We start from the raw sequence: 24984 nt of genomic DNA, 5'->3' as shown, positions 1-24984 counted from the left end.
GAGATTCAGATGGTTGGCGCAACCGCGCCGTGGTCAACCGTCAGGAATTGTGCACGTCCGGTCAGGCTGGAAAACAGCGCTGCGTCGGTTCCGGTCATGAAGGCCTGGCAGTTCAACTCCTCCAGGATGGAGAACAGCGCCGCGCGCCGTCCGCTGTCGAGATGCGCGGCGATCTCGTCGAGCAGCAGGATCGGCGTCATGCCCGACATCTCGCCGGTCAGGCGGGCATGCGACAAGACGATGCCGACCAGAAGCGCTTTCTGCTCGCCGGTCGAGCAGAGTTCGGCCGGCATCGCCTTGGGCCGGTGCCGAACCATGAGATCCGAGCGGTGCGGGCCGTCGAGTGTCCGTCCCGCGGCACGGTCGCGCTCGCGACCTCTGGCAAGCGCGCGGCGGAAGCGTTCCTCGACATCGACTGCCGGCGCGGCGCTCACTTCGCTTTCCAATTCTCCCGAAAGGCTTATGTCTGCCTGGGGAAATGGTCCGGCGTCCGGCAATCTGTTGATCATGGTGGCGAGCAGGCGCACCAGTTCGGCCCGCGCCGCGGCGATCGCCACGCCGGTTTCCGCCATCTGCATCTCGATTGCGTCGAACCAGGCGCCGTCACGCGAACCCTCGGCCAGCAGGCGGTTGCGGCCGCGCATCGCTTTTTCATAATCGAGCGCACGCTGGCCGTGGCCCGGATCGATCGCCAGCACCAGCCGGTCGAGGAAGCGGCGGCGGTCGCCGGCCGGCCCGGTGAACAGGCCGTCCATCGCCGGCGTTAGCCACACGACGCGCAGCCACTCCAGCATGTCTTCGGCCGAGCGTGCCGTCGCGCCATTGATGCGCACTCGCCTGCTGCCCTCGCCAGCGGCATCGCCGGAAATGCCGGTGCCGATCTCGACTTCGCCTTGCGGCCCATCAAGACGTGCATGCAGCGCAAAACCGCCGTCACCACCCTCGCGCGCCACGTCGCCATAGGGCGCACGGCGCAAGCCGCGCCCAGGCGTCAAAAGGGAAATCGCTTCCAAGAGATTGGTCTTGCCGGCGCCGTTGTCGCCGGAAAAAACCACAGCGCCGGGGCCAAGATCGATTGACAGCGCCGCATAGTTGCGAAAATTCGTAAGTGTCAGCTTACTTATATGGGTCTGTTCCGGCAACCGCTATCCGCCTGTAGAAGTCGCCGCAATCATCGTTCCCAAGGCCGCACCCAGCAGAGCCGAGTGCGGCGATGCGGCTAAACGCGCATCGGCATCAGCACATAGAGTGCGGTTTCGTCGGCCATGTCGTGGATCAGCGTCGGCGAGCCCGCATCCGCGAGCATGAATTTTGCTTCCGTGCCGGTCAGCTGGGCGGCGACATCAAGCAAATATTTGGCGTTGAAGCCGATTTCGATCGGATCGGACGAATAGTCGGCGGCCAGTTCCTCGGTGGCGCTGCCCGAGTCCGGGTTGTTGACGGCAAGCGTCACCTGGCCTTCGGTGATTGAAAGCTTCACCGCCCGGCCGCGCTCGGAGGAAATCGTCGAAACGCGATCGACGGCGGCGGCAAAACTCTGCCGATCGATGATCAGCTTCTTGTCGTTGCCGGTCGGAATGACGCGCTGATAGTCGGGGAAAGTGCCGTCGATCAGCTTCGAAGTCAGAACGACGCTGCCGATGGTGAAGCGGATCTTGGTGTCGGACAATTCCGTGGTCACCGCCACGTTCGGATCGTCGACCAGCTTCTGCAACTCGCTGACCGTCTTGCGCGGAATGATGATGCCCGGCATGCCCTCGGAACCCGCCGGCGCGTCGATCTCGGCGCGTGCCAGGCGATGGCCGTCGGTCGCTACAGAGCGAAGCTTCAGCTTGCCGCCGACCTCATGCGTGTGCAGGTAGATTCCGTTCAGATAGTAGCGCGTCTCTTCGGTGGAGATGGCGAACTGGGTCTTCTCGATGAGGCCCTTCAGGGCGACCGAATCCAGCCGGAAAATATGCGAGAAGGATCCGGCCGAGAGTTCGGGGAAGTCGGACTGGGGCAGGCACTGGAGGCGGAAGCTCGAGCGTCCAGACGTCACGGTCATGGCATTGCCGTCTTCGTCGGTCTTGAGCATCACCTCGGCGCCGTCGGAGAGCTTGCGCACAATGTCGTAAAGCAGATGCGCTGGAACGGTTGTCGCTCCGCCGCGCTCGACCTTGGCGGGTGTGGCCTCGGTCACCTCGAGATCAAGGTCGGTCGCCTTCATTTCGAGACTGGCGCCCTCGGCGTTCAAAAGCACGTTGGACAGGATCGGTATGGTGTTGCGCCGTTCGACCACGCGGTGGACGTGGTTGAGCGACTTCAGGAGATTTGACCGTTCCAGGATAACACGCATGACGAAACAGGCTCGCTTGAATGAATGAACGGGTCCCCGGCGAGCGGCGCCCCGCGAAAGGTCTGAACAGGCTCAGAATCTGCATAAACTGACAGGAAAAAGCCAGCAAACGCAAGCCCGCGCCGCCGGTTCGGTCCGGTCATGCGGGCTTTCTGGGGATAAAGATGCCGAAGCCCGCGAACCAAAGCATTTTGCAACCGGGTGGAACCATTTGGCGTCCGCACAAATGCGGCAAAACAAACAGTTAGAGCGGTTTGCCAGCTCCAGGCCAGCCAACCGCTCCAGTGTTTCCGTTCGGGTCAGGCCTGGTCGTTGATCAGCCTTCTCAACAACTCAAGCTCCTGCGCCAGCGTGTTGTCGTTGCCCGACAGGTCTTCGATCTTGCGCACGGCGTGCAGCACCGTGGTGTGGTCGCGACCGCCGAAGCGCCGTCCGATCTCCGGCAGGGAACGCGGCGTCATGACCTTCGACAGGTACATCGCCACCTGCCGCGGCTTGACGATGGTGCGCGTGCGCCGGTTGGAGAGCAGTTCGGTCTTCGACACATTGTAGTGGCGCGCCACGATACGCTGGATGTCCTCGATGCGAACCCGCTTCGGCTCGCCCGAGCGATAGATATGGCCGAGGATCTCATCGATGCGGTCGATGGTGATCTGCGGTTCGAAGGATTGGCGGAACAGCAGCTGGTTGAAGGCGCCTTCCAGTTCGCGTCCGCTGCCGGTCACCGTGCGGGCGACATGGTTGAGGATCTCTTCCGAAATATCGAGCGAGGCGTCATCGATCCTGGCGGTAGCGAGGCGCAGCTTGAGCATGCCAATGCGCATGGAAAAGTCGGGCGCCGACATTTCCAGCGCGACGCCACCATTGAGGCGCGAGCGGACCCGGGGCTCCAGCGACTCCAGTTCCGACGGCGGCCGGTCGGCGGCAACCACCACCTGCTTGGCGCTGTCGAGCAGCATGTTGATGAGATGGCAGAACTCATGCTGGATCGACTTGCCCTGCAGGAACTGCATGTCGTCGATGATGAGCAGGTCGATATCGCGCAGCTGTTCCTTGAGCGTCAGCGCATTGTTGTCGCGGATCGCGGTGGCGAAACGCCACATGAAATACTCGGCCGTCAGATAGACGACGCGCGACTTCGGATTCTGCTTCAGCGATTCCGCCGCGATCGCCTGCAGGAGATGCGTCTTGCCTAGTCCCACCGTTGCGTGAAGGAAGAGCGGATTGAAGCGCACGGCGCTCGACTGGGATTCCGCCACTGCCTTGGCGGCAGCGAAAGCCACCCGGTTCGACGGCCCTTCGATGAAGGAGCCGAACGTGTAGCGCGGATCAAGCGGAGAACCGAGCACATTGTGCCGGAACTCGCTCTCGACGGGTGTTCCCGGGCGAGGGGCCGGTGCCCGCTCGACCCTGCCAGGGCCGGCTGTGCCCGTGGCAAGCGCCGTCTGTGTCTGCTTGGTCATCTTGCGCGCCGTGGGCATTTCGGGCTCTGGGCTGCCGCGGCCCTGACGGGTGGCGGTGCGCACGACGATCTCGATCTTGAGGAGTTCAGGGTCCTCATGCTTCCACAACTCGGAGATGAGATCGAGATAGTGGCCGTTGATCCACGAGCGCAGGAAGGCGGTTGGCACCGAGATGCGGACAATGCCCTTGGACGCCTCCGCGACCTTCATGCGGCCGAACCAGCTCGAATAAACCTCGGTTCCCAGGCGCGCCTTCAACTGGGCTTTGACCCGATCGAATTTCTGTTCCGCCTCGCTGGAAGCCGTCATGTCGTTCCCTCTGATCAAAGTTCCAGGAAATGGGAGGTCGCCCGTAAGCTCCCTTTCGATGCCGCTCTGCATGATCGAGTTCCTTGTCTTTCTGTACCTGTTTCCGCCGGGAGTGCGCCTCCTGCACCCGTGTTCCGGCGTCTGCTTTGCTGCGATGCCATCTGCCGCCGCTGGCAGACGATCTCGCCTCGTAGATCGGGGATCGGCACCGGCTTCCTGGAAGCCAGTCCGGTTGGTCATGCCAAGGCAATACGACTCCATCCGGCGAACAAAGCGCCGGCGCGCCGTCAATCTGCCATGTACAATTACGCCAGTCCCCTACCGTATCAAAAAGGCAAAACCAACCCGTCCGCGAAATAGATCCGCGTTGCAAACTCCGCCAATTTATGCTGGCCGATTCAGGCTGGGTTAAGGGCCTAAGGCCCGTCCCTTTCGATGGATGGACATTACCGAAATCGCTGTGGATAGGGCAAGGCCACCACTAACCGATTTTTAAGGAATCTGGTTAGCACAGAGGGTTGTGGAAGCCTTGCTGCAGGGGCATATTTTGACAAAGCCATTGTGATTCAAACCCTTTTCCGGCGAATATGAAAAAGGCCACGCGGCCTGAAATTTTCTGAAATAATTCGCTTGACAGCTACTTGTCCCCCATCGCCCCCGGGCGATGTGAACAAGCTGTGGATCACCATCCATAACTATCTGAAAAATAAGGGTAATTTGTGCCAGGCCCCGTTCCGGGCAGGGATGCGTTCAATGCCTGCGGGGATTGGTCAGCATGTTTATGCCGGCAAAGCATTTCGAGCTTCGAAATACCTGCGGTGCGTGGTTTTGGTGCTTTGTTTCAAGTGCTTGCCGGCAAACGAAAAAACCCGGCTCAAACGGCCGGGTTTTAAGAAGATCAGTTCAGAAAGGGGATGTTTAGGCCGACAGAACCTTGACCCTCTGGGCCAGTCTCGAAACCTTGCGGGATGCGGTGTTCTTGTGAACGACGCCCTTGGTCGCGGCGCGCATCAACTCCGGCTCTGCGATCTTGAAGGCTGCCTGTGCCGCTGCCTTGTCGCCGGAGGCCAATGCCTCTTCGACCTGGCGGATATACGTGCGGACACGCGAGCGGCGGTTCTTGTTGATCGCCGCGCGGCGGGCGATCTTGCGCGTTGCCTTTTTGGCCGAGGATGTATTGGCCATGATGCCTCTCTTCTGATCTGGTGAGCTCATGCGGGGTGCCGCAGGGCGCAAAAAACAAACGGGCAGCCACGGGGCCGCCTCGGTTGGTGCGGCTTATAGTGCAGCTTTTCCGGCGCGTCAACGCTCGCCGGCTTTCTTTTTGGTCAATGTTGCTGCTCTATCGGTTCGTGAAATTCGGCTTCCGCTTTTCAGCGAAGGCCGCCATGCCTTCCTTCTGGTCTTCGAACGCAAAAAGGGAGTGGAACAGGCGGCGCTCGAACCGCAGTCCCTCGCCAAGAGTGGTCTCGTAGGCACGATTGACGGCCTCTTTTGTCATCATCACGGACGGCAGTGAAAATTCGGCGATCTTGGCCGCTGCCTTCACGGCTTCCTCGACGAGATCGCTGGCTGGCACGACCCGCGACACCAGGCCCGAGCGCTCGGCTTCCTGCGCATCCATCATCCGTCCGGTCAGGCACATGTCCATTGCCTTCGACTTGCCGACAAAGCGGGTCAGGCGTTGCGATCCGCCCATGCCCGGCATGACCCCAAGCGTGATCTCCGGTTGGCCAAACTTGGCATTGTCGGCGGCAATGATGAAATCGCACATCATGGCCAGTTCGCAGCCGCCGCCCAGCGCATAGCCGGCCACCGCCGCGATGATCGGCTTGCGCGTGCGTGTAAAATCCTCCCAGCCGACGAAGAAGTCCTGGGTGTAGGCGTCGGCATAGGAGAGCGCCTGCATTTCCTTGATGTCGGCGCCCGCCGCGAAGGCTTTTTCCGAGCCGGTGACGACCATCGCCCCGATATCCGCATTCGAGCCGAAATCGGTGACTGCCGCGACCAGTTCCGCGAGGACCCGAGAATTCAGCGCGTTGAGCGCCTTTGGCCGGTTCAGCGTGATCAGGCCGACCTTGCCGCGCGTTTCGGTGAGGATGGTTTCATAGGTCATGGCCGCATCTCCTTGCTCAAAACAACTAGCTCACACCTGGCATGACCGGCAATAGAAGGTGGAGCGTCCGCTCTGCACGATGCGCTCTATGTGGCCACCGCAGCCGGGCTTGGAGCAAGGTTCTCCCTCGCGGTCATAGACAGCGAAGGAATGCTGGAAGTAGCCCAGGGAGCCATCCGTCTGCATATAGTCACGCAAGGACGATCCTCCGGCAGCGATGGCATCGGCAATGACGGAACGGATCGCCTCCGCGAGGCGCTCACTCTGTTCCCGGGCCTTCTTGCCGGGTTTGGCTATCGTGCCGGCCTCGCGCAGGGGCGAAAGGCCGGCGCGCCACAGCGCTTCCGACACGTAGATGTTGCCCAGGCCCGCGATCAGCCGCTGGTCGAGAAGTGCGGCCTTCAACGGCGACCTCCGACCCTGCAGCAGCGATGAAAGCAGTGCGCCATCCAGCGTGTTGCCGGTCGGCTCGACGCCCAGTCCTGCCAGCATAGGATGCTCATTGGCGGTCGCTTCCGAAAACAACATGAAGCCGAAGCGGCGCGGGTCGTTGAAAATCACCCGGGATCGGTCGCCACTGGCGGACGCGACGTGGAAAACGACATGGTCGTGATTGGCGCTCTTCGAGCGTTCATGATGGAACACGCCCGGCATTTCGTCGCTGTCGGACGTTTCGACGCGGAATGAGCCGGACATGCCGAGATGACAGATCAGCACGGGCCCGTCTTCCATATGCATCGTCAGATATTTGGCCCGGCGGCCAAGCGCATTGATCGTCTTGCCGGCCAGTCGCTCCGAAAACCGTTCGGGAAACGGGAAGCGCAAATCCGGCCGGCGGGCCTCGACGCGGATGATGCGCGCGCCTTCCAGAACCGGTTGCAATCCACGCCGTACTGTTTCGACCTCGGGTAATTCAGGCATTGCCACTTATCGCTGCGTAAAAGGAGGTGCCATGGCGACCGCGCGCCAGCCCGAGATGTTCCGCAACCGTTTCCCCGATATCGGCGAACGTTGCTCGAAGTCCGATATCGCCGCCTCTCAAACCAGGCCCGGTGCCAATGACCGGAATGCGCTCACGCGTATGGTCGGTGCCGCGCCAGGTCGGATCATTGCCATGATCCGCCGTGAGGATGAGCAGGTCTCCGTGCTTCAGCCGCGCAAGCGCCTCCGGCAGCCGCCGGTCGAAGTCTTCGAGCGCGGCGGCATAGCCGGCGACGTCGCGCCGATGGCCGAACTCGGTGTCGAAGTCGACGAAATTGGCGAAGACGACATCGCCGTCGCCAGCATCCTCCATCGCGCCCAGCGCCTTGTCGAACATCGCCATGTTGCCGGCGGCCTTGCGCACTTCCGAGATTCCGCGATGGGCAAAAATGTCGCCGATCTTGCCGACCGCGATGACCCGGCTGCCGCGTGCCGTCAGCCTGTCCAGCAAGGTCTGCTCCGGTGGCGGCACGGCGTAATCGCGACGATTGTGCGTGCGCGTGAAAGTGGCTGATGTCTCGCCGACGAAAGGCCGGGCGATCACCCGTCCGATGTTCAGCGGATCAACCAGCCCGCGCACCACCTTGCAGAATTCGTAAAGGCGTTCCAGGCCGAAATGCACTTCATGGGCGGCGATCTGGAGAACGGAGTCGACCGATGTATAGCAGATCGGCATGCCCGAACGGACATGCTCCTCACCGAAGCGTTCGATGATTTCGGTGCCGGGGGCATGGCAATTGCCGAGAATGCCCGGCACTCCGCCTTCGCGGATCATCGCTTCGGTCAGCTGGGCTGGAAAGGCGGGAACGGTGTCCGGAAAATAGCCCCAGTCGAAGCGGACCGGCAATCCGGCGATTTCCCAGTGACCCGATGGCGTGTCCTTGCCGCTGGAAATTTCCTGCGCCGCGCCGTGAAAGGTGGAGGCGAGGTGATCTCTGGCCGCTCCGTCGATCGTGAATCCCGTCGCGGTCCTGGCAGCCCCGCCCAGGCCGAGCGAAAGCATGTTGGGCACAAGAAGCGGTCCGCCGCGCAAACCTTCGCGATCAGCGCGTCCCTGCGCGCAGCTTTCAGCGATGTGTCCGAAAGTGTTGGAGCCGGTATCGCCATAGCGCTCGGCATCCGCGGCGCCGCCAATGCCGAAGGAATCGAGAACGAAAAGGAAAGCGCGCGCCATCTGGGCTCATCATTGCCTGTCTAGGGACCCAGACATAGGGTTCCATGCTGGCGTTGGCAATTCGGAAACCAAACCGCAACGGGTTGGCCCGATAATCGAGAGGTTGAGCGGTTTGGTGTTCTTCCCCGGCAGCACCGGCATGGGCATGGATCCGTGAAAACTGGCAGTGGATTTTCCATGAGACATCCCCTGAAGATGTATGCGGCGGTGGCGATGCTTGTCGGCGCGTCCTGGTCGGGTTCGGCACGCGCCGACTGGCGCGACGACATCGGCACGTTTCGCATCGGCGTCGTCGCGGAGCCCGGTGCCGGCAACACCGTTCCGGGTCTGGCGACATTGACCGACGCCTACACGAAGGCGTTGGGCATGAAGGTCGAATTTGTCGTTGCCCGGGACTACGCCGCGTTGATCGAGGCGCAGGCCGACGCCCACATCGAATACGCGGTCTATTCGGCAACCGCCTATGCCACGGCCTTGCAGCGTTGCGGCTGCGTCGAGCCGCTTGTGGCTCCGGTTGATTCCGACGGTGCTGTTGGCATCCGCTCCGTCCTGCTGACGCGAGGTGGCAAGGTGCGGGATATTGCCGCCATGGAAGCGCATCGGATCGCCATGGCTCCGTCAGACAGCGTTGGCGGCTCTCTTCTGCCGCTTGCCGCATTGACCGCTGAAGGCGTCAAGATCACTCAAAACGCGCCGTTCATGATACAGGCCAGTTCTGCCGCGGCCGCTGAAGCGATGCTGGTCGATGGCCAGGTCGATGCACTGTTCGGCTGGGCGACGGTTGCGGCCGACGGTCAATCCGAGGTTACAGGTGGCACCGAGGCAAGGCTCGAGGCGGCCGGGATCGGAAAATCCGAACTCGAGACCGTGTGGGCGTCAGGCATTTTGAGATACGGCCCCCACACAGTCCGCAGTGATCTTGACCCGGAAGCGAAACGCCGGCTCACTGTGTTCCTGACCAATCTCAAATCGATGTCGCCGGATATCTATGATCTTCTGGAAACCAAGCACGCCGGCGGCTTCACCAGCGCTGCTCCGAAGGACTACGATATGGCGGTTGCAATCGTGCACATGATGTCGGACGGCAGCTTGCAACGCTAATTGGACGAATGCATCTCGCCAAAGGCGAGCAAGCGGCCAAGGGTGTCGGACAGTCCCGTCGATCTACTGCTGGCATCGACATGCGGAACGTGCCTCAGCAATCGCTGCACGGGATCGTCTGGCTTCTGCGGGGACGCAGGTAATAGGTTTCGCCCATCGTTATCGTGTCGAATGCCGAGGTCAATCCGAGCCGCTGCTCGCCCCCCGCCGACCAGGTGATGATCGGCTTGTAGGCGAGGCTGCTTTGAACACGGATGAGGAAGGTGCCAGCGATCTTGAGCGAGGCCGGAACGGTGGTAAGAGTGTTGGGCGCAGCATCGACGCTGTTGACACCGCCGACGACCTTGCGCGACCAGACCACCTGCACCTTGGGCGTCGGATCGGTCGTGACTTGTATCGCCGTGATGATGATGTTGGGAACCGACCGGTTGTAGGGCTGAAGCGTCGAGGCGCCGATCTGCATGATCGCGTCGATATCCGCCTTGACGATTGTCTGCTGCTGCGTGACGAGGTCCGCGACCATGCTGCCGATGCGGCTGACCTTCTTGCTGGTCTCGATGGCTTGTGACGCCTCCATCGTTGTAAAGTACATGACCAACAGGACCGGTACGATGAACGCAAACTCGATGGCCGCGACGCCGCGACGATCGGCGAAGAAACGGGCCGCTTTCGACCAGATCCTTGCAATACCCGGATGTGCCCCCGCACAAATCATGCCTGTGCCCTTTTTTCTTGCTCAACCAAAGATGAGGTTCAGTCGTTGAACGGCTCGTTCTGCCACGTCACCGACGAGAAATGCAGCGTGTACCCGGTTCCCATGTTGGACATCGCCATGGCCAGGAAGTTGGTCATGACAGGCCATTTGTAGAAAACCCGCAGCATGTTCTTGGACTCTGACGGGCCAGGGGCAGCCGTGAACGTCGTCGGCGATGTGCCTGTCAGCGTGATAACTCCGTTCTTGTCGATGCTGAAGCCGGCTGCTGCGGCGGCGGCGAACGTTGCGTATTGGCGGAGGTCGACCTGCAATCCCGGGCAGTTCTGAGCAACGATGATCTGCATCTGGCTGCAGATCATCTGCTTCAACGAGGTGTCGGTCACAGTGGCCGCCCTTACCTGGCCCGTGCGCAATTGGCGCGCCACATTGTCCGTGGCGTTGGCCATCACTTCCTCTCCGGCAAATGAAATACAGCTCTCCAGGATAGCGAAGACGAGAAGTGCGAATGGAAACGCCAGCATGGCGAATTCGATCGCCGTGCTGCCCCGTCGGTTATGAAGGAAACGGGCGCAAAGCCCTGTTCGTCCCTTGTCGCGCTTGGGTCTGGGGTCTTCGCTCATGCCCGTTCCTGCCGATCTCATGCGTATCGGTGTAGTACTAGCGCAGATCCATTGAGGTCCGGTTTGGATGATCGTTAAAGTCGATCAAGGCCCTTTAACCTGCCGGTAACCGAAGCGTCCTTTTCGGCCAGTCTAAAGTAGACCGACCACCTACCGGCCTGTGCTCATCTCGGATTCGGAGGCCTTCTCGGCATCGCTCTTGTACGAGCTTTCGCAATAGGGGGTGCAAGACATGGTCTGTATTTCGGCGCGCCTGTAAATGCGCACCGACGATGCGGCCTGCCGCACGACGGTGACTTGCTCGTCGACGATCGGGCTACCTTCTTGATCGAGCACGACGAGGTTTGTGACGCCGAACCCCTTTCCCGTCAGCACGATCGTCGAGGCATCCTGTACGGCGGCATCGGCGATCGCCGGGTTGCCGACAACGATCGTGTCGGCCGCGCGCGACAATTTGACGATCTTTGCCTGGTTCATGGTGACTTCGATACCGGCGCCGGCCTTGGCGGGCACGACAAGGGCGGCAAGAAGCGCGGCAACTAGAAATGACGATCTGGGCTCGGCCATTGTAGCGCTCCACGGCAGCAACTGTTCAACGGAACATGAACGAGATTGGTGAACCAACGGTTAAGCAGCGGATCATCCGACGGTGTCTGGATCGGCATCGCGGCGCCGATCGGTTCATCCCAGTCATTCCACGGAATCAGGAAACGGTGCTTTTCGTCGCCAGGGCGCCGAGGTTCAGGCCGATGGCAGGCGCTTAGTTCACGGTTAACCACGCAATATGTTCAAATCGGGAAAGGAATCGGTAAGGCTGTTTATTAAGCCGATCGAAAGAGCTTCTCCCTAGATTGGCAGCATCCGATCAACCACCAAGAGAAGTTGACGGAAGTGCTGTAACACGTGGAGTAGGAGCTCTCGAATGTCTAATCTCATTGCACGTTTCGCGAAAGACGAATCCGGCGCGACCGCTATCGAATACGGTCTGATCGCTGCTCTCATCGCACTCGCCATCATGGTCGGCGCCACCTCGCTCGGCAACGCCCTGAACACCAAGTTCAGCGCGATCGCAACCGCGGTCAACACCGGTACCGCCCCGTAATATCTACGACTTCTGGTGGTTATTCAAAACAAGGGCCGCCGCGTTGGCGGCCCTTGTTTCTTGTTACCCAACCATTTTGAACTCTTGGCATCATCAATCGTTAATCGAACATGCCTAGGCTCGCGCCAGGTTGAGTTTGAACAGGCGCCGGCCAATGCTTGAAGCCTTGATCTTCGTTGTTTTCCCGTTTTGCATGTTGTTTGCGGCGATCTCCGACATGCTGTCGATGACGATCGCCAACCGTGTTCCGGTGCTGCTGGTGGTCGTTTTCGCGCTGGTTGCGCCGCTGACGGGCATGGATTGGGCAGCCTATGGTTGGCATTTTGCTGCCGGTGGTCTGGTGCTGGCCGTGACGTTCGGCCTCTTCGCGCTCGGAGGCATGGGCGGCGGCGATGCAAAACTGCTGGCGGCCACCGCCGTCTGGATGGGACTGAACATCCATCTCGTCGATTATCTCGTCGCCTCGACGTTCATCGGCGGGCTGCTGACGCTTGCCATCCTCCTCTACCGTAAATCGCCGCTGTCCGCCTTTACGGGCCATAACCCGTTTCTTCGCCACTTCGCCAACGAGGCGACGGGTGTTCCCTATGGCATAGCGCTCGGGCTTGGCGGGCTGCTCACCTATCCGGATTCGCCGTTGATGGTGTGGGCACTCGCAAGACTGGCTGCCTGATCTCGCAATCTAGTCGCTCCACTGTTGGAGTTGAGGAGCGGAAAGACCGCTCTTTCTCTGGGTGGAAGGCTGTTTCCAGCTAATTAATGTAAACCTTAAATTAATCACGATCGTAAGCATTGCATTAACCTTGTTTTGACGATTGCCGCTGCAGAGTCCGGCTTGGCTAGGTGGTTTGCCAAGGGCGAGGATTCGGACAGATGCCAGCATCCCGATTGATCATTCTGAGCGTGGCGGTGGCCGCGGCAGGTGGTGCAGGATATGTCGCGAAAAACATGGTGGCCGCGCCGCCGCCTCAGATCGTTCTCGATTCCGGCCCCAAGGCACCGGCGATTGCACTGCAGGACGTGCTGGTGCTCTCGGGCGATGTGCCCATGGGCGCTCCGCTTGAGAACAATATCAGCTGGGAGTCCTGGCCCGCGGACGGCATCAACGCAAATTTCATCACACGCGCCGCTGAGCCTGAAGCGCTGGAGAAGCTGAAAGGCTCCGTGGCCCGCATGGCGATGTATACCGGGGAACCGCTGCGGCGCTCGAAGCTTATCGGCGAGGGGCAGAGTTTCATGTCCTCTATCCTGCCCAGCGGAATGCGGGCGGTCGCAACGGCCATATCGGCCGACACGTCGGCAGGCGGCTTCATCCTCCCCAATGATTTTGTCGACGTCATCATGACCCGCAGGGCCGATGCCGCCAGCGGCAGCACCGGCTTCACCACGGAGACCATCCTCAAGAACATTCGCGTCCTTGCAATCGATCAAACCATTCAGGAAGACGAGCAGGGCAAGAAGACCAGGGTTGGCCAGACCGCCACGCTGGAGCTGACACCGCAGCAAGCGGAGATCATTACCGTGGCTCAGCAGATGGCTGATCGCCTCACTCTGGCGCTGCGGTCGATCGCGGACACGCAGGAAAAGATCTCGGAGGAGGCGGATTATCTCGTTTCCGGAAAAGGACGGCGGGGAACGGTTCGGCTGATCAAGTCGGGTGAAGTTTCCGAAGTGGGAGCAAGGAAATGAGGTCAAACCGTAAATTCCCTGCCCTTGTCGCCACGGCATTGCTGCTCGTCGGAACAAATGCACAGGGCCTCGTCGAGGCGAGCGCCGCCGGCAAGAATGCACAGGTGACGGCTTCCACCGCCACCCAGAAGATAAAGCTCGGCCTCAACAAATCCGTGGTCATCGACCTGCCCAGCGACGCCTACGATATCCTTGTCGCGAACCCTGCGGTGGCCGATGCCGTCACACGGACCTCGAGACGCATCTATCTGTTCGGCAAGGCGGTAGGCGCAACAAACATCTTCGTCTTCGGTCCCAATGGCGAACAGATCGTCAGTCTCGATCTGGCTGTCGAACGCGATGTGGCTGGTCTGGAAGACTACATCAAGCGCTTCATCCCGACATCGTCGATCAAGGTCGAGTTGTTGAATGACAACGTCGTCTTGACGGGGACAGTGGATACGCCGCTGGACGCCAAGCGCGCCGAACAGCTGGCAAACATATTCGTGTCCGGTGGTGAAGCAACGACGGGACAGTATTCTCAAACAGCCGCCGGCGGTTCGGCTCAAGGCGGGGTCGACATCAACAACCCGGACTCCCAGCGCCGCGTCAGCCAGATCGTCAACCTGCTGTCGATCATCGGCGACGATCAGGTGACGCTGAAGGTGACCGTCGCCGAAGTCAGCCGCTCGGTGATGAAGCAGCTTGGCGTCAACATGATGGGCAGCGGCGGCAGCAACGGCATCAGCTACGGCGCGCTCAGCGACAATTTCACGGGCCTCGGCAAGCAGTTGTCGAATTCGGGCTTCAACATAGGCACCTCGTCGCTACAGGCCTATATCAACGCGATGGAACAGTCCGGGGTCATGAAGACCTTGGCTGAGCCGACCTTGACCGCGGTATCCGGCGAGAAGGCGACCTTCAAGGTCGGCGGCGAATACAACATGGTGACTGGCGTCTCCCAGAACGTATCCACCGATAACCAGACTGGTCTGAGGACCTACTCCGTCTCGAAGATCGAGTACGGCATTGGCCTGGAATTCCAGCCGGTGGTGCTGTCTCCTGGCCGCATAAGCCTGAAAGTCAGGACTTCGGTTTCCGAGCCGACAACGGAAGGGTCCGTGTCGCTGTCTGCCGGCGGAACGAGCCCTGGCATGAATGCCCTGTCACTTCGCAAGCGCCTTGCCGACACAACGGTGGAACTTCCTTCCGGTGGTTCGATGATGATCGCCGGCCTTGTTCGCGATGATGTCAGGCAGGCCGTCAACGGGCTGCCCGGATTGACAAAGATTCCGGTGCTCGGTGCACTCTTCCGCAGCAGGGATTTTGTGCGCAACGAGACCGAACTCGTCATCATCATCACGCCTTATCTGGCAAGGCCGGTGGCGCGCAACGAACTTGCCAAGCCGGACGACAATTTCAACGCCCCGAGCGACGGCGCCGGCATGTTCCTTGGCCGCGTCAATCGTGTCTACGGCACCATGCAGACGGACAAGCCCAATGGCCGCTACCACGGCGTTGTCGGCTTCATCTACAAGTAAGCGGGGAACGGACATGTCTCAGTCAGTGTCGAAGGCAAGGACGATCGCCGCAACAATGCGGCCAGGCCGTTCGCGTATGTTCCTGCGGGCTATTCCGGTCGTGGCGGTCGCGGCGGCTGTGCTGCTGGGCGGCTGCGCCAGACGGGACAGCATCACGGTTGGCGCGATTCCGGACGATTATCGCACCAATCATCCGATCATGATCGCGGAGAAGAACCAGAAGATCGATCTTCCGGTCGGTGCCGGCGATCGTGGCATGACAGGCCATCAGCGCGACACGCTTCTGGGTTTTCTGGATGGTTACGACAAGAGCGCTGCTCCGGCACTCACCATTGCAATCCCTCTAGGCTCGGCCAACGAGGTCGCCGCCATGGTGGCCGGCCGCGATTTCGCCAGGCTTGCGGCGGCCAGCGGCGTCAATCGAAACCGGATCGTGATGACCTCTTACCAATCTGCTTCCGCGGAAGCCTCCGCGCCTGTTCGTGTCTCCTTTGTCGCGGTGAAAGCACAGACGGACAAATGCGGACGTTGGCCCGATGATCTGCTGGAGACGTCGGAAAACAAGCACTATGCCGATTTCGGCTGCTCGTATCAGAACAACCTCGCAGCCCAGATGGCCAATCCGGCCGATCTGCTCGGGCCGCGCAAGTCCTCCGATATCGACCCGGCCAATCGCAGCAAGGTCATCGACGTCTACCGCGCCAGAGGCATTTCGAACGAGTTCCTCGGCAACTCGGAAGTGACGTACTAAGTCCCAGGTCACGGAAAGAGCATGACAATGAGCAATCTTGCTTACGACGCCGAGGTGGATGGGGGCGAAACCTCGCCGCAGGATGTTGCCGCCATGCAGGCCCTGCGGCCGATCCCGCGTATCTCGATCCAGGCATTTTGCGAGACCGAGGGCGTTGCCAATCCGGTCGAGCGCGCCGGCGAGGACCGCCGTATGGCGAAGGCGCATCTGAAGGTTCACATGGGCGGTATCGCCACCGCCATCGAATTCTACCAGTCGGCGCCGACGCCCAATCTCATCCTTCTGGAGTCGCGCAGCGAGCCGAAACAGTTGCTGGAGCAACTCGGTCAGTTGTCCGAATATTGCGATCCGACCTCGAAGGTCGTGGTCATCGGCCATTACAATGATGTCGGCCTCTACCGTGAGCTCATCCGCTCGGGCATTTCGGAATATGTGATCGCACCGGTGTCGATGGCCGACATCGTCAGCGTCATATCTTCGATCTTTGTTGATCCCGATGCCGAGCCGATCGGTCGTTCGCTCGCGTTCATCGGCGCCAAGGGCGGTGTCGGCTCCTCGACCATTGCCCACAATGTGGCCTGGGCCATGTCGTCGCTGTTCAAGTCCGAAGTGATCGTCGCGGATCTCGACCTGGCTTTCGGAACGGCCAATATCAATTTCGATCAGGATCCGGCACAAGGCATCGCCGAGGCCGTGTTCTCGCCGGAGCGCGTCGATGAAGTCTATCTAGATCGGCTGTTGGCCCAGTGCGCCGAACATCTTTCCTTGTTGGCGGCACCGTCCACGCTCGAGCGGGTCTATGATTTCGATCCGGAAGCCTTCACGCAATTGATCGACACGGCGCAGCGCAGCGTGCCGCTCCTGGTGCTCGATGTTCCGCACATATGGACAGGCTGGACCAAGAATACGCTGGTCAAGGCCGACGAGATCATCATCACGGCCACGCCGGAACTGGCCAATTTGCGCAACACCAAGAATCTTGTCGACATGCTCAAACGGCTGCGTCCGAACGATCCGCCGCCGAAGCTGATCATCAATCAGGCCGGCATGCCCAAGCGTCCGGAAATATCGGCGTCCGACTTCGCCGAGCCGCTCGGCCTTTCGCCGATGTCGGTCATCGCCTTCGATCCGCTTTTGTTTGGCAACGCGGCCAACAACGGGCGCATGCTCGGCGAAATGGACGCCAAGAATCCGGCCGTCGGCACGATCAACGAAATTGCCCATGTCCTGACCGGGCGCAGCGAAATCAGGCCGAAGAAAAAAGCGGGTCTTGGCAACCTCCTCGGCAAGCTATCGCGCAGCAAGAAGTGACGCTTCAGTGGCGAAATTGGTAGTCGAACATGTTTGGTAAAAGAGGCAGTGACGACGGTAGCCGGTTCAATCCGGAGTTCCGTCAGCCGGCATCCGCGCCTGTCGCGCCCGCGTCTGCAAATGCCGCGGAAACGGCGGTTCTTGCCCGGCCCGGGGCACCCATGCCGCCAGGTACGTCCGCCACGCCGCCTGCCCGCCGCGCGGTCGAGGCGCCGCCATTGGCGCCTGAGCCCAAAAAGGTTCAGCGCGAGCGCAGCGAGAGCTACTACGACACCAAGAGCCAGGTCTTCTCCGCGCTTATCGACACGATCGACCTGTCGCAGCTGGCCAAGCTCGATCCCGAAAGCGCACGCGAGGAAATTCGCGATATCGTCAACGATATCATCGCGATCAAGAATTTCGCGATGTCGATCGCCGAGCAGGAAGAACTGCTCGAGGATATCTGCAATGACGTTCTGGGCTACGGGCCGCTGGAGCCTCTGCTCGCTCGTGACGACATCGCCGACATCATGGTCAACGGATCCAAGAACGTCTATATCGAAGTCAACGGCAAGGTCGAACAGACCGGCATCCGGTTTCGCGACAACCAGCAGCTCCTCAACATCTGTCAGCGCATCGTCAGCCAGGTTGGTCGGCGCGTCGATGAATCGAGCCCGATCTGCGACGCGCGCCTGCCGGACGGCTCTCGTGTCAACGTCATCGCGCCGCCGCTCTCCATCGACGGCACCGCGCTCACCATCCGCAAATTCAAGAAAGACAAGCTGACACTCGATCAGCTGGTCAAGTTCGGTGCCATTTCGCCGCAAGGAGCCGAAGTTCTCAAGATCATCGGCCGAGTTCGCTGCAACATCATCATCTCGGGCGGTACCGGTTCGGGCAAGACGACGCTGCTCAATTGCCTGACCAACTACATCGACCGCGAGGAGCGCGTCATCACCTGCGAGGACTCGGCCGAACTGCAATTGCAGCAGCCGCATGTCGTGCGTCTCGAAACCCGCCCGCCCAATCTGGAGGGCGAAGGCGAAGTGACCATGCGCGACCTTGTCAAGAACTGCCTGCGCATGCGCCCTGAGCGCATCATCGTCGGCGAAGTGCGCGGACCCGAAGTGTTCGATCTCCTGCAGGCCATGAACACCGGCCATGACGGCTCGATGGGCACGATCCACTCCAACAGCCCGCGTGAATGCCTGAACCGTATCGAATCGATGATCGCGATGGGCGGCTACACGCTGCCGCAGAAGACCGTGCGCGAGATCGTGGTCGGCTCGGTGGACGTGATCATCCAGGCTGCCCGTTTGCGCGACGGATCGCGGCGCATCACCCACATCACCGAGGTGATTGGTATGGAAGGCGACGTCATCATTACGCAAGACCTCGTCCTCTATAATATCAAGGGCGAGGATGCCAATGGCAGGCTGACGGGCGAGCATGTCTCGACAGGCATTGGGCGGCCGCATTTCTGGGATCGCGCCCGTTACTACGGCGAGGAACAGCGCCTCGCCAATGCGCTCGAGTCGATGGAGAAACGCGCTGACTGACGCGGTTGCAGACGTGGGGGCTCTGTGAATGTTCGGAATTGACGGCACCGTACTGGCGTTTGTCGTGCTCGCGGGCTTCAGCGCCGGCGCGGTGGCCTATGCTTTTCTGTTCAACCAGATCACCAACGAGAAGCAGGTCGGCAAGCGGCTCGAGACGATCAAGACCGCCGAGACCGACCGCTCCGTCGTCAAGGCCTCCCGCGACCGTGTGGCCGAAGCGGCCAAGCGCCGAAAATCGGTGCAGGATTCGTTGAAGGACCTCGAGCAAAAGCAGAAATCCAAGGACCTGGTCGTCAAGAAGCCCCCGCTGAAGGCGCAGATCCGTCAGGCCGGCATGAAGGTCTCTCTTGAACGCTTCTACATCTACTCCGCCGTTTGCGGTGTCGCTCTGACGGCGGTTGCCTATTTCGCCGGCGCACCATTGCTGGTCCTGCCCGGGGCATTGCTGGCGGGCGCTCTAGGCTTGCCGCGCTGGTTCGTCTCGTTTTGCCGGGCGCGCCGAGTCAAGCAGTTCCTCAACGAGTTTCCCAACGCACTCGACATCATCGTTCGGGCGGTCAAATCCGGACTGCCTCTCAATGACGCGATCCGCCTGATCGCCAATGAATCGCCCGAGCCGGTGAAGACCGAGTTCCGGCGCATCGTCGATTCCCAGCAGATGGGCCTGTCGATCCCCGACGCCTCCTTGCGCATGGCTGAAACCATGCCGTGCACGGAAGCGAGTTTCTTCGGCATCGTCATCCAGATCCAGTCTCAGGCCGGCGGCAATCTTTCCGAAGCCTTGGGCAATCTTTCGCGCGTGCTTCGCGATCGCAAGAAGATGAAGGCCAAGGTCCAGGCATTGTCCATGGAAGCGAAGGCATCCGCCGTCATCATCGGCGCGCTACCCTTCATCGTCGCCTTTCTCGTCTATCTGACCAGCCCGAACTACATCATGCCGCTGTTCACCACCAGCACGGGCAATTTGATCCTCGGTTGCTCGGGGGTCTGGATGTCGATCGGCATCCTGGTGATGCGCAAGATGATGAACTTCGATGTCTAGGATCCGAGCATGACCCTGAAAAGTGGTATCCGGTTTTCGGAAAAGGTCATGCTCGAACGAGAAGATAAAAAGCAATGACCGACCAAGTCGTCAAATCCCTAACGGACCCGGCGTTCCTGATCGCCTTGCTGGTCGCTATCGCCGTATTCGCCACCGTCTTCACGCTGCTGCCTGCCCTTGGCGGCAACCAGCTCAAGAACCGTATGAAATCCGTGGCTCTGGAGCGCGATGAGCTGCGCGCCAAGCAGCGCGCCAGGCTTGCCGCCGAGGCCGACCGCCGGCGCAAGGGTTTGCGCGAGGAACAGTCGATCGGCATGCGCAACATTGTCGACCGCCTCGACCTGAGGCGCGCGCTGGCCGACGAAGGCACGCTGCAGAAGCTCAAGGTTGCCGGCTTTCGCGGGCAGAATCCGCTGACGCGCTTCCTGTTCTTTCGCCTTGTCCTTCCGTTTGTCGGCTTCGCGCTGGCCCTGGTGTACCTGTTCGTGCTTGGCGGATTGCCTGACAAGCCGCTCTTGATCAAGGTGTTCGTCTGCATCGTTGTTGCCTATGGCGGCTTCTACGCACCGGTGCTCTACGTCAACAACCGTGCCACCAAGCGCAAGCAGTCGATCCAGATGGCGTGGCCGGATGCGCTCGACCTGATGCTCATCTGCGTCGAATCGGGCATGTCGGTGGAAGCGGCCCTTCGCAGGGTTGCCGACGAAATCGGCGCGCAGTCCGTGGCCTTGGCGGAAGAGTTCATCCTGACCAATGCGGAGCTCTCCTATCTGCAGGAGCGCAAGCAGGCCTACGAGAACCTCGCCAGCCGCACCGGCCTGGAATCGGTCAAGTCGGTATCGCAGGCGCTGGTCCAAGCCGAGCGCTATGGTACGCCTGTCGCGCACGCGTTGCGTGTGCTTGCGGCCGAGAGCCGCGACATGCGCATGAATGCGGCCGAGAAAAAGGCCGCGGCCCTGCCGCCGAAGCTCACCGTGCCGATGATCCTGTTCTTCCTGCCCGTACTCTTCGCCATCATCCTCGGCCCGGCCGGCATCCAGGTCAGCCAGCGCGGCATTTTTAGCGATCCGCACAAGACCAGCAGCCAGTAACTGGCGGCGACTAGAGCAATTCCAGGAAAAGTGTGAACGGTTTTCCGTCCGGAATTGCGTCAAAACAAAGAGATAGAGCGGTTCGGCGTTTCCGTGAAACGATGAACTGCTCTGGATAGCGAATTCAAAGGGCCGCGCTGCATATGCAGCGCGGCCCTTTTCATTTCGGCATGCCTGAGGATGGTTTGGTGGAAAACGCCGCGTGATCAGTTGGTGGCTGGCTTTGTCTTGTCCTGGTCCTTGAGCTGGCTCCAGGCGTTCTGCTGCGCCAGCATCTGGCGAAGGTAGGTTACATTCGCCTGCGCCTGGTCGGGCGAGAGCTCCTGCGATGCGATCTTCTCGGCCTCGTCGAAGCGCCCCTGCAAGCCAACCACCAGCGCCAGATTCTGCCGCACGCGGCTATCGGCGTTCGGCTGCTGGGCTGCCGAGCGCATATAAGTTTCGGCCATGCGCAGGTCGCCCTCCAGCACATAGGACATGCCGAGATTGGAAAGGATGGAGGGTTCGTTCGGTTTGAGCTCGAGCGCCTTGCGATAGAGCTGGCGTGCCTGGTCCTTCTGGCCCATCTGGTCGAGAATGGCGGCTTCCGCCGACACCAGTTTCCAGTCCGGATATTCCGGTGTCTGCGCGCGGCGCACGGCGTCCAGCGCCGGCTCCAACTGGCCGTTGGCGGCCAGCGCCTTGCCGTAGGCGGCCAGCACATCGCGATCCTTCGGCAATGCGATCGCCAACTTGCGCATCACGGCGAGCGACTGGTCGGCGTCTCCATCCATCTGCAGCGCTGCCGCATAGTTGGTGGCGATTCGCTTGTCGGCGGGGTTGCGCGCGTAAGATTGGCCGAGCGCCATCGTGGCGCTGTGCAATTCGCTCGCGGACATCGTCTCCAGGGGCTTGCCGCTGGTGCGGCCGATCGAACCGGTCGTGAGTTTGTCGGTTCCGCAGCCCGAAACGCTTGCGGCAAGAGCCAGGAGAAAGGCCGTGGTGACCAGCCGTTTTCCAGTGGCGTTCATCGTGCGGTTGGTCAGCATCGGCACCCAGGCCTCCGTTCATGCGCGTGGCCATTGCGTGGCCATCTTCCCTACCGCAGAAATATTCTGTTAACCCTAACGGACGGTTAACGATCCGGCTCCGAGCCTATGGATCGGAGTGGCGGAACGGGGCAAGCCGGCGTCATCACAGAGGATGCAGGTCGTTAGGCCATAGCGAGGTCGCGGCTCACAGATGTATTGACGCGCGGTCGATCCTGGGCTTTGACCTTTGATCCTCGGGGGGCGCACGCTGAAAGTTTATCTCATCAATCTCGACCGGTCGCAGGTCCGTCAGGCGAGAATGAGCGCCTTGCTGGAAGCAGCTGGCGTGGCCTTTGTCAGAGTGAGGGCTGTGGACGGACAATTGCTGAGCCAGGCCGACATTGACAGTGTCTATGTGCCACGCCCCGCGGATGTGCCGCTGACCAAAGGCGAGGTTGGCTGCTTCCTCAGCCATCGCGCCTGTTTCGAGAGGATAGCAGCGGACATCGATCCCTATGCGGTCATTCTGGAAGACGACATGCATCTTTCCCAGGATTTCGCGGCTATTTGCGCAGATTCCGGCTGGATCCCCGCGGGAGCCGATCTGGTCAAACTTGAGACGAGCTACAAATACGGATCCCTGGTCGAGATAGACAGACATGGCGTTCCGGTTGGCGATAGCAGGCGATGCCATAGGCTGCATGGCTGGGTCTCTGGCACCGGCGCCTATGTGGTTTCCCGAGACGCCGCATCGAAATTGCTGGACATGACCGCAAAGTTCGAAACACCGATCGACGTCCTGATTTATGATCCCCTGATCGGATCCGCCAGGCATTTCAAGATCCAGCAGGTGGTCCCGGCCCCCTGCATTCAGGATTCAGGGGCAAATTGGCCAACCACCCCAGGCATTGAGAGTATTCTCGCTTCCGAAAGAAAGGCCAGTGCCGGGGACAGAGAGGTCAAAAGGCAGAGATCGCTTGCCGGCAAAGTCTGGCGCGAACTGAAGCGGCCGTTCGAACGCCTCTTGATATCGCCCCATATCCGTATCAGGGAATTCTTCCGACTGGTGGTCGAGAAGAGGCGAAAGATCATCATCGAATTTCGCCGGTAGCCGGTCGCCCGATGACGGTGCGGCCACGCCGCGCAGCCTGTTGTTTGGTTTTTGGATTTGGAAGTTCCAAAGGCGAAGGTCGCCAAGGGGATTTCATCAGCGGAGAATATCGAATGCCTGTCGAACTCGTCGAGACGAAAACCAGCGATGCGCGGCCAATCCATCTGATCGCCATGGATGCTCTGGATACAGTTGGCCTTGCGCCGGCCAACGTCGCCTGGGCCAAAGCCAATGGCTTTTCGGGCGAAGCCGGCAGGACGCTCGTTGTGCCCGGCGAAAACGGCGCCATTGCCGGTGCGTTGTTCGGCATCGGCGAAGGCGAGGGCTCCCTCGCTGTAGGCGCGCTGGCCAGAACATTGCCGGAGGGCGAATGGAGCTTTGCGTCCACCCCCACGGACCCGGAACTCGCAGCGCTTGGCCTCATCCTCGGGGGGTATGTCTTCACCCGTTATGGCAAGAAACCGGGCAAGGCGCTGCGCTTCGCATTGCCCCCTAGTGCGGATGCCGCCCGCATCCGCCGTATCGCCGACGGCGTTTTCCTGACGCGTGATCTCGTCAACACGCCGACCAGCGACATGGGCCCGGACGAACTTGAGAAGGCGGTGAGGGTCCTGGCCGGGACCCACAAGGCCGAGGTGTCGGTCATCAAGGGCGACGACCTGCTCAAGCAGAATTTTCCGATGATCCACGCTGTCGGCCGCGCCTCCGTGGGTGCGCCGCGGCTGATCGATATGACCTGGGGTGAGATGGACGCGCCGAAGGTGACGCTGGTCGGCAAGGGCGTCTGCTTCGACACCGGCGGGCTCGATATCAAGCCGTCATCGGGCATGCTCCTGATGAAGAAGGATATGGGCGGCGCCGCCAATGTGCTGGGCCTGGCCTCGATGATCATGGCGGCCGGCCTGAAGGTCAGGCTGCGGGTGCTGATCCCCGCGGTCGAGAACTCGATTGCCGGCAACGCCTTCCGGCCCGGCGACGTGCTGATGAGTCGCAAGGGCATCACCGTCGAGATCGGCAATACCGACGCTGAAGGCAGGCTCGTTCTGGCGGATGCGCTCGCGCTGGCCGACGCCGAGGAGCCGCAGATGCTGATCGACATGGCGACCTTGACAGGTGCCGCGCGTGTCGCGCTTGGGCCTGACCTGCCGCCTTTCTACACAGGCGACGAAGCGTTGGCATCGGAACTGGCAGCGGCATCCCTGGTGGTCGAGGATCCGCTGTGGCGCATGCCGCTATGGCGGCCCTATGACGCAAAGCTCTCGTCGAAGATCGCCGACATCAACAACGTCACCACCGATGGGTTCGCCGGTTCGATCACCGCTGCGCTGTTCCTGAAACGCTTTGTCGAGAGGACCGCGGGTTGGGCGCATTTCGACATCTTCGCCTGGAACCCCTCCGACCGTCCCCACGGCCCTGCCGGCGGCGAGGCGCAAGGCATTCGCGCGCTGGAGCGGATCATCTCGGCCCGCTTTGGCTAACCATGATCCGAAACGAAGGCCGGCGAAGCAAAAGTGGGAACCGGTTTTCGGATGAGATCATGGTCCGACATGAAGACTCGACTGAAACGGAACCGAAACAATTTGCCGTCATGCTGATCGGATGTCGATTGTGCTGCGTCCGAGCCAGGCCTTGCGATTGTGGCAGCAGGTGATGCTGTCGCAGGTGCGCGACGACGCGCCAGACCTGACCATGCGCCAGACGGCGATCCTGTTCACCATCTATCTCGATCCGCCACCGCATACGGTGCGCGGGCTCGCCGCTAGGCTCAACGTCACCAAGCCGGTCATCACCCGCGCGCTCGACACGATGGGTGCGTTGAAATTGGTGTCGCGCCATCGCGACGAGCTCGACAAGCGGAACGTCTTGATCAAACGCACCGTCGAGGGTGCGCTCTTTGTCGAGCGCTTCGGCGATGTTATCATCGCCAAGGCCCACGAATTGCCGATCTGAAGCATGATCCCGAAAAGTGGGAACCGGTTTTCGGACAAGATCATGCGCACAC

At 60.9% G+C, this 24984-nt stretch carries 24 protein-coding genes; 13 read left to right on the top strand and 11 right to left on the bottom strand.

Annotated features, from left to right (window positions below):
• Positions 1-5: 5 nt before the first annotated feature.
• The 7 genes from recF to ABVQ20_RS17525 form a co-directional block, all read right to left on the bottom strand.
• On the bottom strand, positions 6-1142 hold the full coding sequence (gene recF, locus ABVQ20_RS17555; protein ID WP_354460770.1) for a DNA replication/repair protein RecF: 1137 nt from the start codon (positions 1140-1142) through the stop codon (positions 6-8).
• 77 nt (positions 1143-1219) lie between these two features.
• Positions 1220-2338, bottom strand: a complete 1119-nt coding sequence (dnaN, locus tag ABVQ20_RS17550) for a DNA polymerase III subunit beta (RefSeq protein WP_354460769.1) — start codon at positions 2336-2338, stop codon at positions 1220-1222.
• Positions 2339-2637: 299 nt separating this feature from the next.
• Positions 2638-4182, bottom strand: coding sequence for a chromosomal replication initiator protein DnaA (gene dnaA / locus ABVQ20_RS17545; protein WP_354460768.1), 1545 nt, complete (start codon positions 4180-4182; stop codon positions 2638-2640).
• 846 nt (positions 4183-5028) lie between these two features.
• On the bottom strand, positions 5029-5295 hold the full coding sequence (gene rpsT, locus ABVQ20_RS17540) for a 30S ribosomal protein S20 (protein WP_227349086.1): 267 nt from the start codon (positions 5293-5295) through the stop codon (positions 5029-5031).
• A 157-nt stretch (positions 5296-5452) separates the two neighbouring features.
• Positions 5453-6226: an enoyl-CoA hydratase gene (locus ABVQ20_RS17535; protein ID WP_354460767.1), complete on the bottom strand. Its 774-nt coding sequence runs from the start codon at positions 6224-6226 to the stop codon at positions 5453-5455.
• Positions 6227-6256: 30 nt separating this feature from the next.
• Positions 6257-7147 carry a bifunctional DNA-formamidopyrimidine glycosylase/DNA-(apurinic or apyrimidinic site) lyase gene (gene mutM / locus ABVQ20_RS17530; RefSeq protein WP_354460766.1) on the bottom strand — a complete coding sequence of 297 codons (891 nt, stop codon included), beginning with the start codon at positions 7145-7147 and terminating at the stop codon, positions 6257-6259.
• The gene (locus ABVQ20_RS17525; protein WP_354460765.1) at positions 7140-8381 is read right to left on the bottom strand and encodes a phosphopentomutase; all 1242 of its coding nucleotides are present in this window, start codon (positions 8379-8381) and stop codon (positions 7140-7142) included. Before ABVQ20_RS17525 ends, mutM begins: the two co-directional genes overlap by 8 nt.
• Positions 8382-8558: 177 nt before the next feature.
• On the opposite strand from ABVQ20_RS17525, the gene ABVQ20_RS17520 reads away from it, so the two are divergent.
• The gene (locus ABVQ20_RS17520; RefSeq protein ID WP_354460764.1) at positions 8559-9482 is read left to right on the top strand and encodes a PhnD/SsuA/transferrin family substrate-binding protein; all 924 of its coding nucleotides are present in this window, start codon (positions 8559-8561) and stop codon (positions 9480-9482) included.
• Positions 9483-9576: 94 nt separating this feature from the next.
• On the opposite strand, the gene ABVQ20_RS17515 is transcribed toward ABVQ20_RS17520, so the two are convergent.
• The 3 genes from ABVQ20_RS17515 to ABVQ20_RS17505 all read right to left on the bottom strand — a co-directional run bounded on the left by ABVQ20_RS17515 (position 9577) and on the right by ABVQ20_RS17505 (position 11384).
• Positions 9577-10197, bottom strand: coding sequence for a TadE/TadG family type IV pilus assembly protein (locus ABVQ20_RS17515; RefSeq protein ID WP_354460763.1), 621 nt, complete (start codon positions 10195-10197; stop codon positions 9577-9579).
• A 38-nt stretch (positions 10198-10235) separates the two neighbouring features.
• Positions 10236-10817, bottom strand: a complete 582-nt coding sequence (locus tag ABVQ20_RS17510) for a TadE/TadG family type IV pilus assembly protein (RefSeq protein WP_354460762.1) — start codon at positions 10815-10817, stop codon at positions 10236-10238.
• A 150-nt stretch (positions 10818-10967) separates the two neighbouring features.
• Positions 10968-11384, bottom strand: a complete 417-nt coding sequence (locus tag ABVQ20_RS17505) for a pilus assembly protein N-terminal domain-containing protein (protein WP_354460761.1) — start codon at positions 11382-11384, stop codon at positions 10968-10970.
• A gap of 355 nt (positions 11385-11739) precedes the next feature.
• On the opposite strand from ABVQ20_RS17505, the gene ABVQ20_RS17500 reads away from it, so the two are divergent.
• The 9 genes from ABVQ20_RS17500 (at position 11740) to ABVQ20_RS17460 (ending at position 20861) form a co-directional block, all read left to right on the top strand.
• Positions 11740-11919, top strand: coding sequence for a Flp family type IVb pilin (locus ABVQ20_RS17500; RefSeq protein WP_354460760.1), 180 nt, complete (start codon positions 11740-11742; stop codon positions 11917-11919).
• 154 nt (positions 11920-12073) lie between these two features.
• The gene (locus tag ABVQ20_RS17495; protein ID WP_354460759.1) at positions 12074-12592 is read left to right on the top strand and encodes an A24 family peptidase; all 519 of its coding nucleotides are present in this window, start codon (positions 12074-12076) and stop codon (positions 12590-12592) included.
• A 200-nt stretch (positions 12593-12792) separates the two neighbouring features.
• Positions 12793-13608 (top strand): Flp pilus assembly protein CpaB, encoded by an 816-nt coding sequence (gene cpaB, locus ABVQ20_RS17490; RefSeq protein ID WP_354460758.1) that lies wholly within the window; start codon positions 12793-12795, stop codon positions 13606-13608.
• On the top strand, positions 13605-15128 hold the full coding sequence (locus tag ABVQ20_RS17485; RefSeq protein ID WP_354460757.1) for a type II and III secretion system protein family protein: 1524 nt from the start codon (positions 13605-13607) through the stop codon (positions 15126-15128). The genes cpaB and ABVQ20_RS17485 overlap by 4 nt, the downstream gene beginning before the upstream one ends.
• Positions 15129-15141: 13 nt before the next feature.
• The gene (locus tag ABVQ20_RS17480; protein WP_354460756.1) at positions 15142-15879 is read left to right on the top strand and encodes a CpaD family pilus assembly protein; all 738 of its coding nucleotides are present in this window, start codon (positions 15142-15144) and stop codon (positions 15877-15879) included.
• Between the two features lie 27 nt (positions 15880-15906).
• Positions 15907-17190 (top strand): CpaE/TadZ family protein, encoded by a 1284-nt coding sequence (locus tag ABVQ20_RS17475; RefSeq protein ID WP_354460755.1) that lies wholly within the window; start codon positions 15907-15909, stop codon positions 17188-17190.
• A 29-nt stretch (positions 17191-17219) separates the two neighbouring features.
• Positions 17220-18728, top strand: a complete 1509-nt coding sequence (locus ABVQ20_RS17470; protein ID WP_354460754.1) for a TadA family conjugal transfer-associated ATPase — start codon at positions 17220-17222, stop codon at positions 18726-18728.
• A gap of 28 nt (positions 18729-18756) precedes the next feature.
• Positions 18757-19770, top strand: coding sequence for a type II secretion system F family protein (locus ABVQ20_RS17465; protein ID WP_354460753.1), 1014 nt, complete (start codon positions 18757-18759; stop codon positions 19768-19770).
• Between the two features lie 74 nt (positions 19771-19844).
• The gene (locus tag ABVQ20_RS17460; RefSeq protein WP_354460752.1) at positions 19845-20861 is read left to right on the top strand and encodes a type II secretion system F family protein; all 1017 of its coding nucleotides are present in this window, start codon (positions 19845-19847) and stop codon (positions 20859-20861) included.
• 206 nt (positions 20862-21067) lie between these two features.
• Here ABVQ20_RS17460 and ABVQ20_RS17455 read toward each other — a convergent pair whose 3' ends face one another.
• On the bottom strand, positions 21068-21889 hold the full coding sequence (locus tag ABVQ20_RS17455; RefSeq protein ID WP_354462200.1) for a tetratricopeptide repeat protein: 822 nt from the start codon (positions 21887-21889) through the stop codon (positions 21068-21070).
• A 229-nt stretch (positions 21890-22118) separates the two neighbouring features.
• On the opposite strand from ABVQ20_RS17455, the gene ABVQ20_RS17450 reads away from it, so the two are divergent.
• The 3 genes from ABVQ20_RS17450 to ABVQ20_RS17440 all read left to right on the top strand — a co-directional run bounded on the left by ABVQ20_RS17450 (position 22119) and on the right by ABVQ20_RS17440 (position 24932).
• Positions 22119-22982 carry a glycosyltransferase family 25 protein gene (locus ABVQ20_RS17450; RefSeq protein WP_354460751.1) on the top strand — a complete coding sequence of 288 codons (864 nt, stop codon included), beginning with the start codon at positions 22119-22121 and terminating at the stop codon, positions 22980-22982.
• Between the two features lie 113 nt (positions 22983-23095).
• Positions 23096-24460, top strand: coding sequence for a leucyl aminopeptidase family protein (locus ABVQ20_RS17445; RefSeq protein ID WP_354460750.1), 1365 nt, complete (start codon positions 23096-23098; stop codon positions 24458-24460).
• Between the two features lie 121 nt (positions 24461-24581).
• Positions 24582-24932 (top strand): MarR family winged helix-turn-helix transcriptional regulator, encoded by a 351-nt coding sequence (locus ABVQ20_RS17440; protein ID WP_354460749.1) that lies wholly within the window; start codon positions 24582-24584, stop codon positions 24930-24932.
• Positions 24933-24984: the final 52 nt, after the last annotated feature.

This window comes from Mesorhizobium shangrilense (genome assembly GCF_040537815.1).
Taxonomy (GTDB): Bacteria; Pseudomonadota; Alphaproteobacteria; order Rhizobiales; family Rhizobiaceae; genus Mesorhizobium; species Mesorhizobium shangrilense.
The sequence above is the reverse complement of the archived record's forward strand: the minus strand, read 5'-3'. Positions and strand labels throughout refer to the sequence as shown.

Coding starts and splice junctions, on each gene's coding strand:
- dnaN (WP_354460769.1), bottom strand. CDS start 2,338: ATGCGTGTTATCCTGGAACGGTCAAATCTCCTGAAGTCGCTCAACCAC.
- dnaA (WP_354460768.1), bottom strand. CDS start 4,182: ATGCAGAGCGGCATCGAAAGGGAGCTTACGGGCGACCTCCCATTTCCT.
- rpsT (WP_227349086.1), bottom strand. CDS start 5,295: ATGGCCAATACATCCTCGGCCAAAAAGGCAACGCGCAAGATCGCCCGC.
- ABVQ20_RS17535 (WP_354460767.1), bottom strand. CDS start 6,226: ATGACCTATGAAACCATCCTCACCGAAACGCGCGGCAAGGTCGGCCTG.
- mutM (WP_354460766.1), bottom strand. CDS start 7,147: ATGCCTGAATTACCCGAGGTCGAAACAGTACGGCGTGGATTGCAACCG.
- ABVQ20_RS17525 (WP_354460765.1), bottom strand. CDS start 8,381: ATGGCGCGCGCTTTCCTTTTCGTTCTCGATTCCTTCGGCATTGGCGGC.
- ABVQ20_RS17520 (WP_354460764.1), top strand. CDS start 8,559: ATGAGACATCCCCTGAAGATGTATGCGGCGGTGGCGATGCTTGTCGGC.
- ABVQ20_RS17515 (WP_354460763.1), bottom strand. CDS start 10,197: ATGATTTGTGCGGGGGCACATCCGGGTATTGCAAGGATCTGGTCGAAA.
- ABVQ20_RS17510 (WP_354460762.1), bottom strand. CDS start 10,817: ATGAGCGAAGACCCCAGACCCAAGCGCGACAAGGGACGAACAGGGCTT.
- ABVQ20_RS17505 (WP_354460761.1), bottom strand. CDS start 11,384: ATGGCCGAGCCCAGATCGTCATTTCTAGTTGCCGCGCTTCTTGCCGCC.
- ABVQ20_RS17500 (WP_354460760.1), top strand. CDS start 11,740: ATGTCTAATCTCATTGCACGTTTCGCGAAAGACGAATCCGGCGCGACC.
- ABVQ20_RS17495 (WP_354460759.1), top strand. CDS start 12,074: ATGCTTGAAGCCTTGATCTTCGTTGTTTTCCCGTTTTGCATGTTGTTT.
- cpaB (WP_354460758.1), top strand. CDS start 12,793: ATGCCAGCATCCCGATTGATCATTCTGAGCGTGGCGGTGGCCGCGGCA.
- ABVQ20_RS17485 (WP_354460757.1), top strand. CDS start 13,605: ATGAGGTCAAACCGTAAATTCCCTGCCCTTGTCGCCACGGCATTGCTG.
- ABVQ20_RS17480 (WP_354460756.1), top strand. CDS start 15,142: ATGTCTCAGTCAGTGTCGAAGGCAAGGACGATCGCCGCAACAATGCGG.
- ABVQ20_RS17475 (WP_354460755.1), top strand. CDS start 15,907: ATGAGCAATCTTGCTTACGACGCCGAGGTGGATGGGGGCGAAACCTCG.
- ABVQ20_RS17470 (WP_354460754.1), top strand. CDS start 17,220: ATGTTTGGTAAAAGAGGCAGTGACGACGGTAGCCGGTTCAATCCGGAG.
- ABVQ20_RS17465 (WP_354460753.1), top strand. CDS start 18,757: ATGTTCGGAATTGACGGCACCGTACTGGCGTTTGTCGTGCTCGCGGGC.
- ABVQ20_RS17460 (WP_354460752.1), top strand. CDS start 19,845: ATGACCGACCAAGTCGTCAAATCCCTAACGGACCCGGCGTTCCTGATC.
- ABVQ20_RS17455 (WP_354462200.1), bottom strand. CDS start 21,889: ATGCTGACCAACCGCACGATGAACGCCACTGGAAAACGGCTGGTCACC.
- ABVQ20_RS17445 (WP_354460750.1), top strand. CDS start 23,096: ATGCCTGTCGAACTCGTCGAGACGAAAACCAGCGATGCGCGGCCAATC.
- ABVQ20_RS17440 (WP_354460749.1), top strand. CDS start 24,582: ATGTCGATTGTGCTGCGTCCGAGCCAGGCCTTGCGATTGTGGCAGCAG.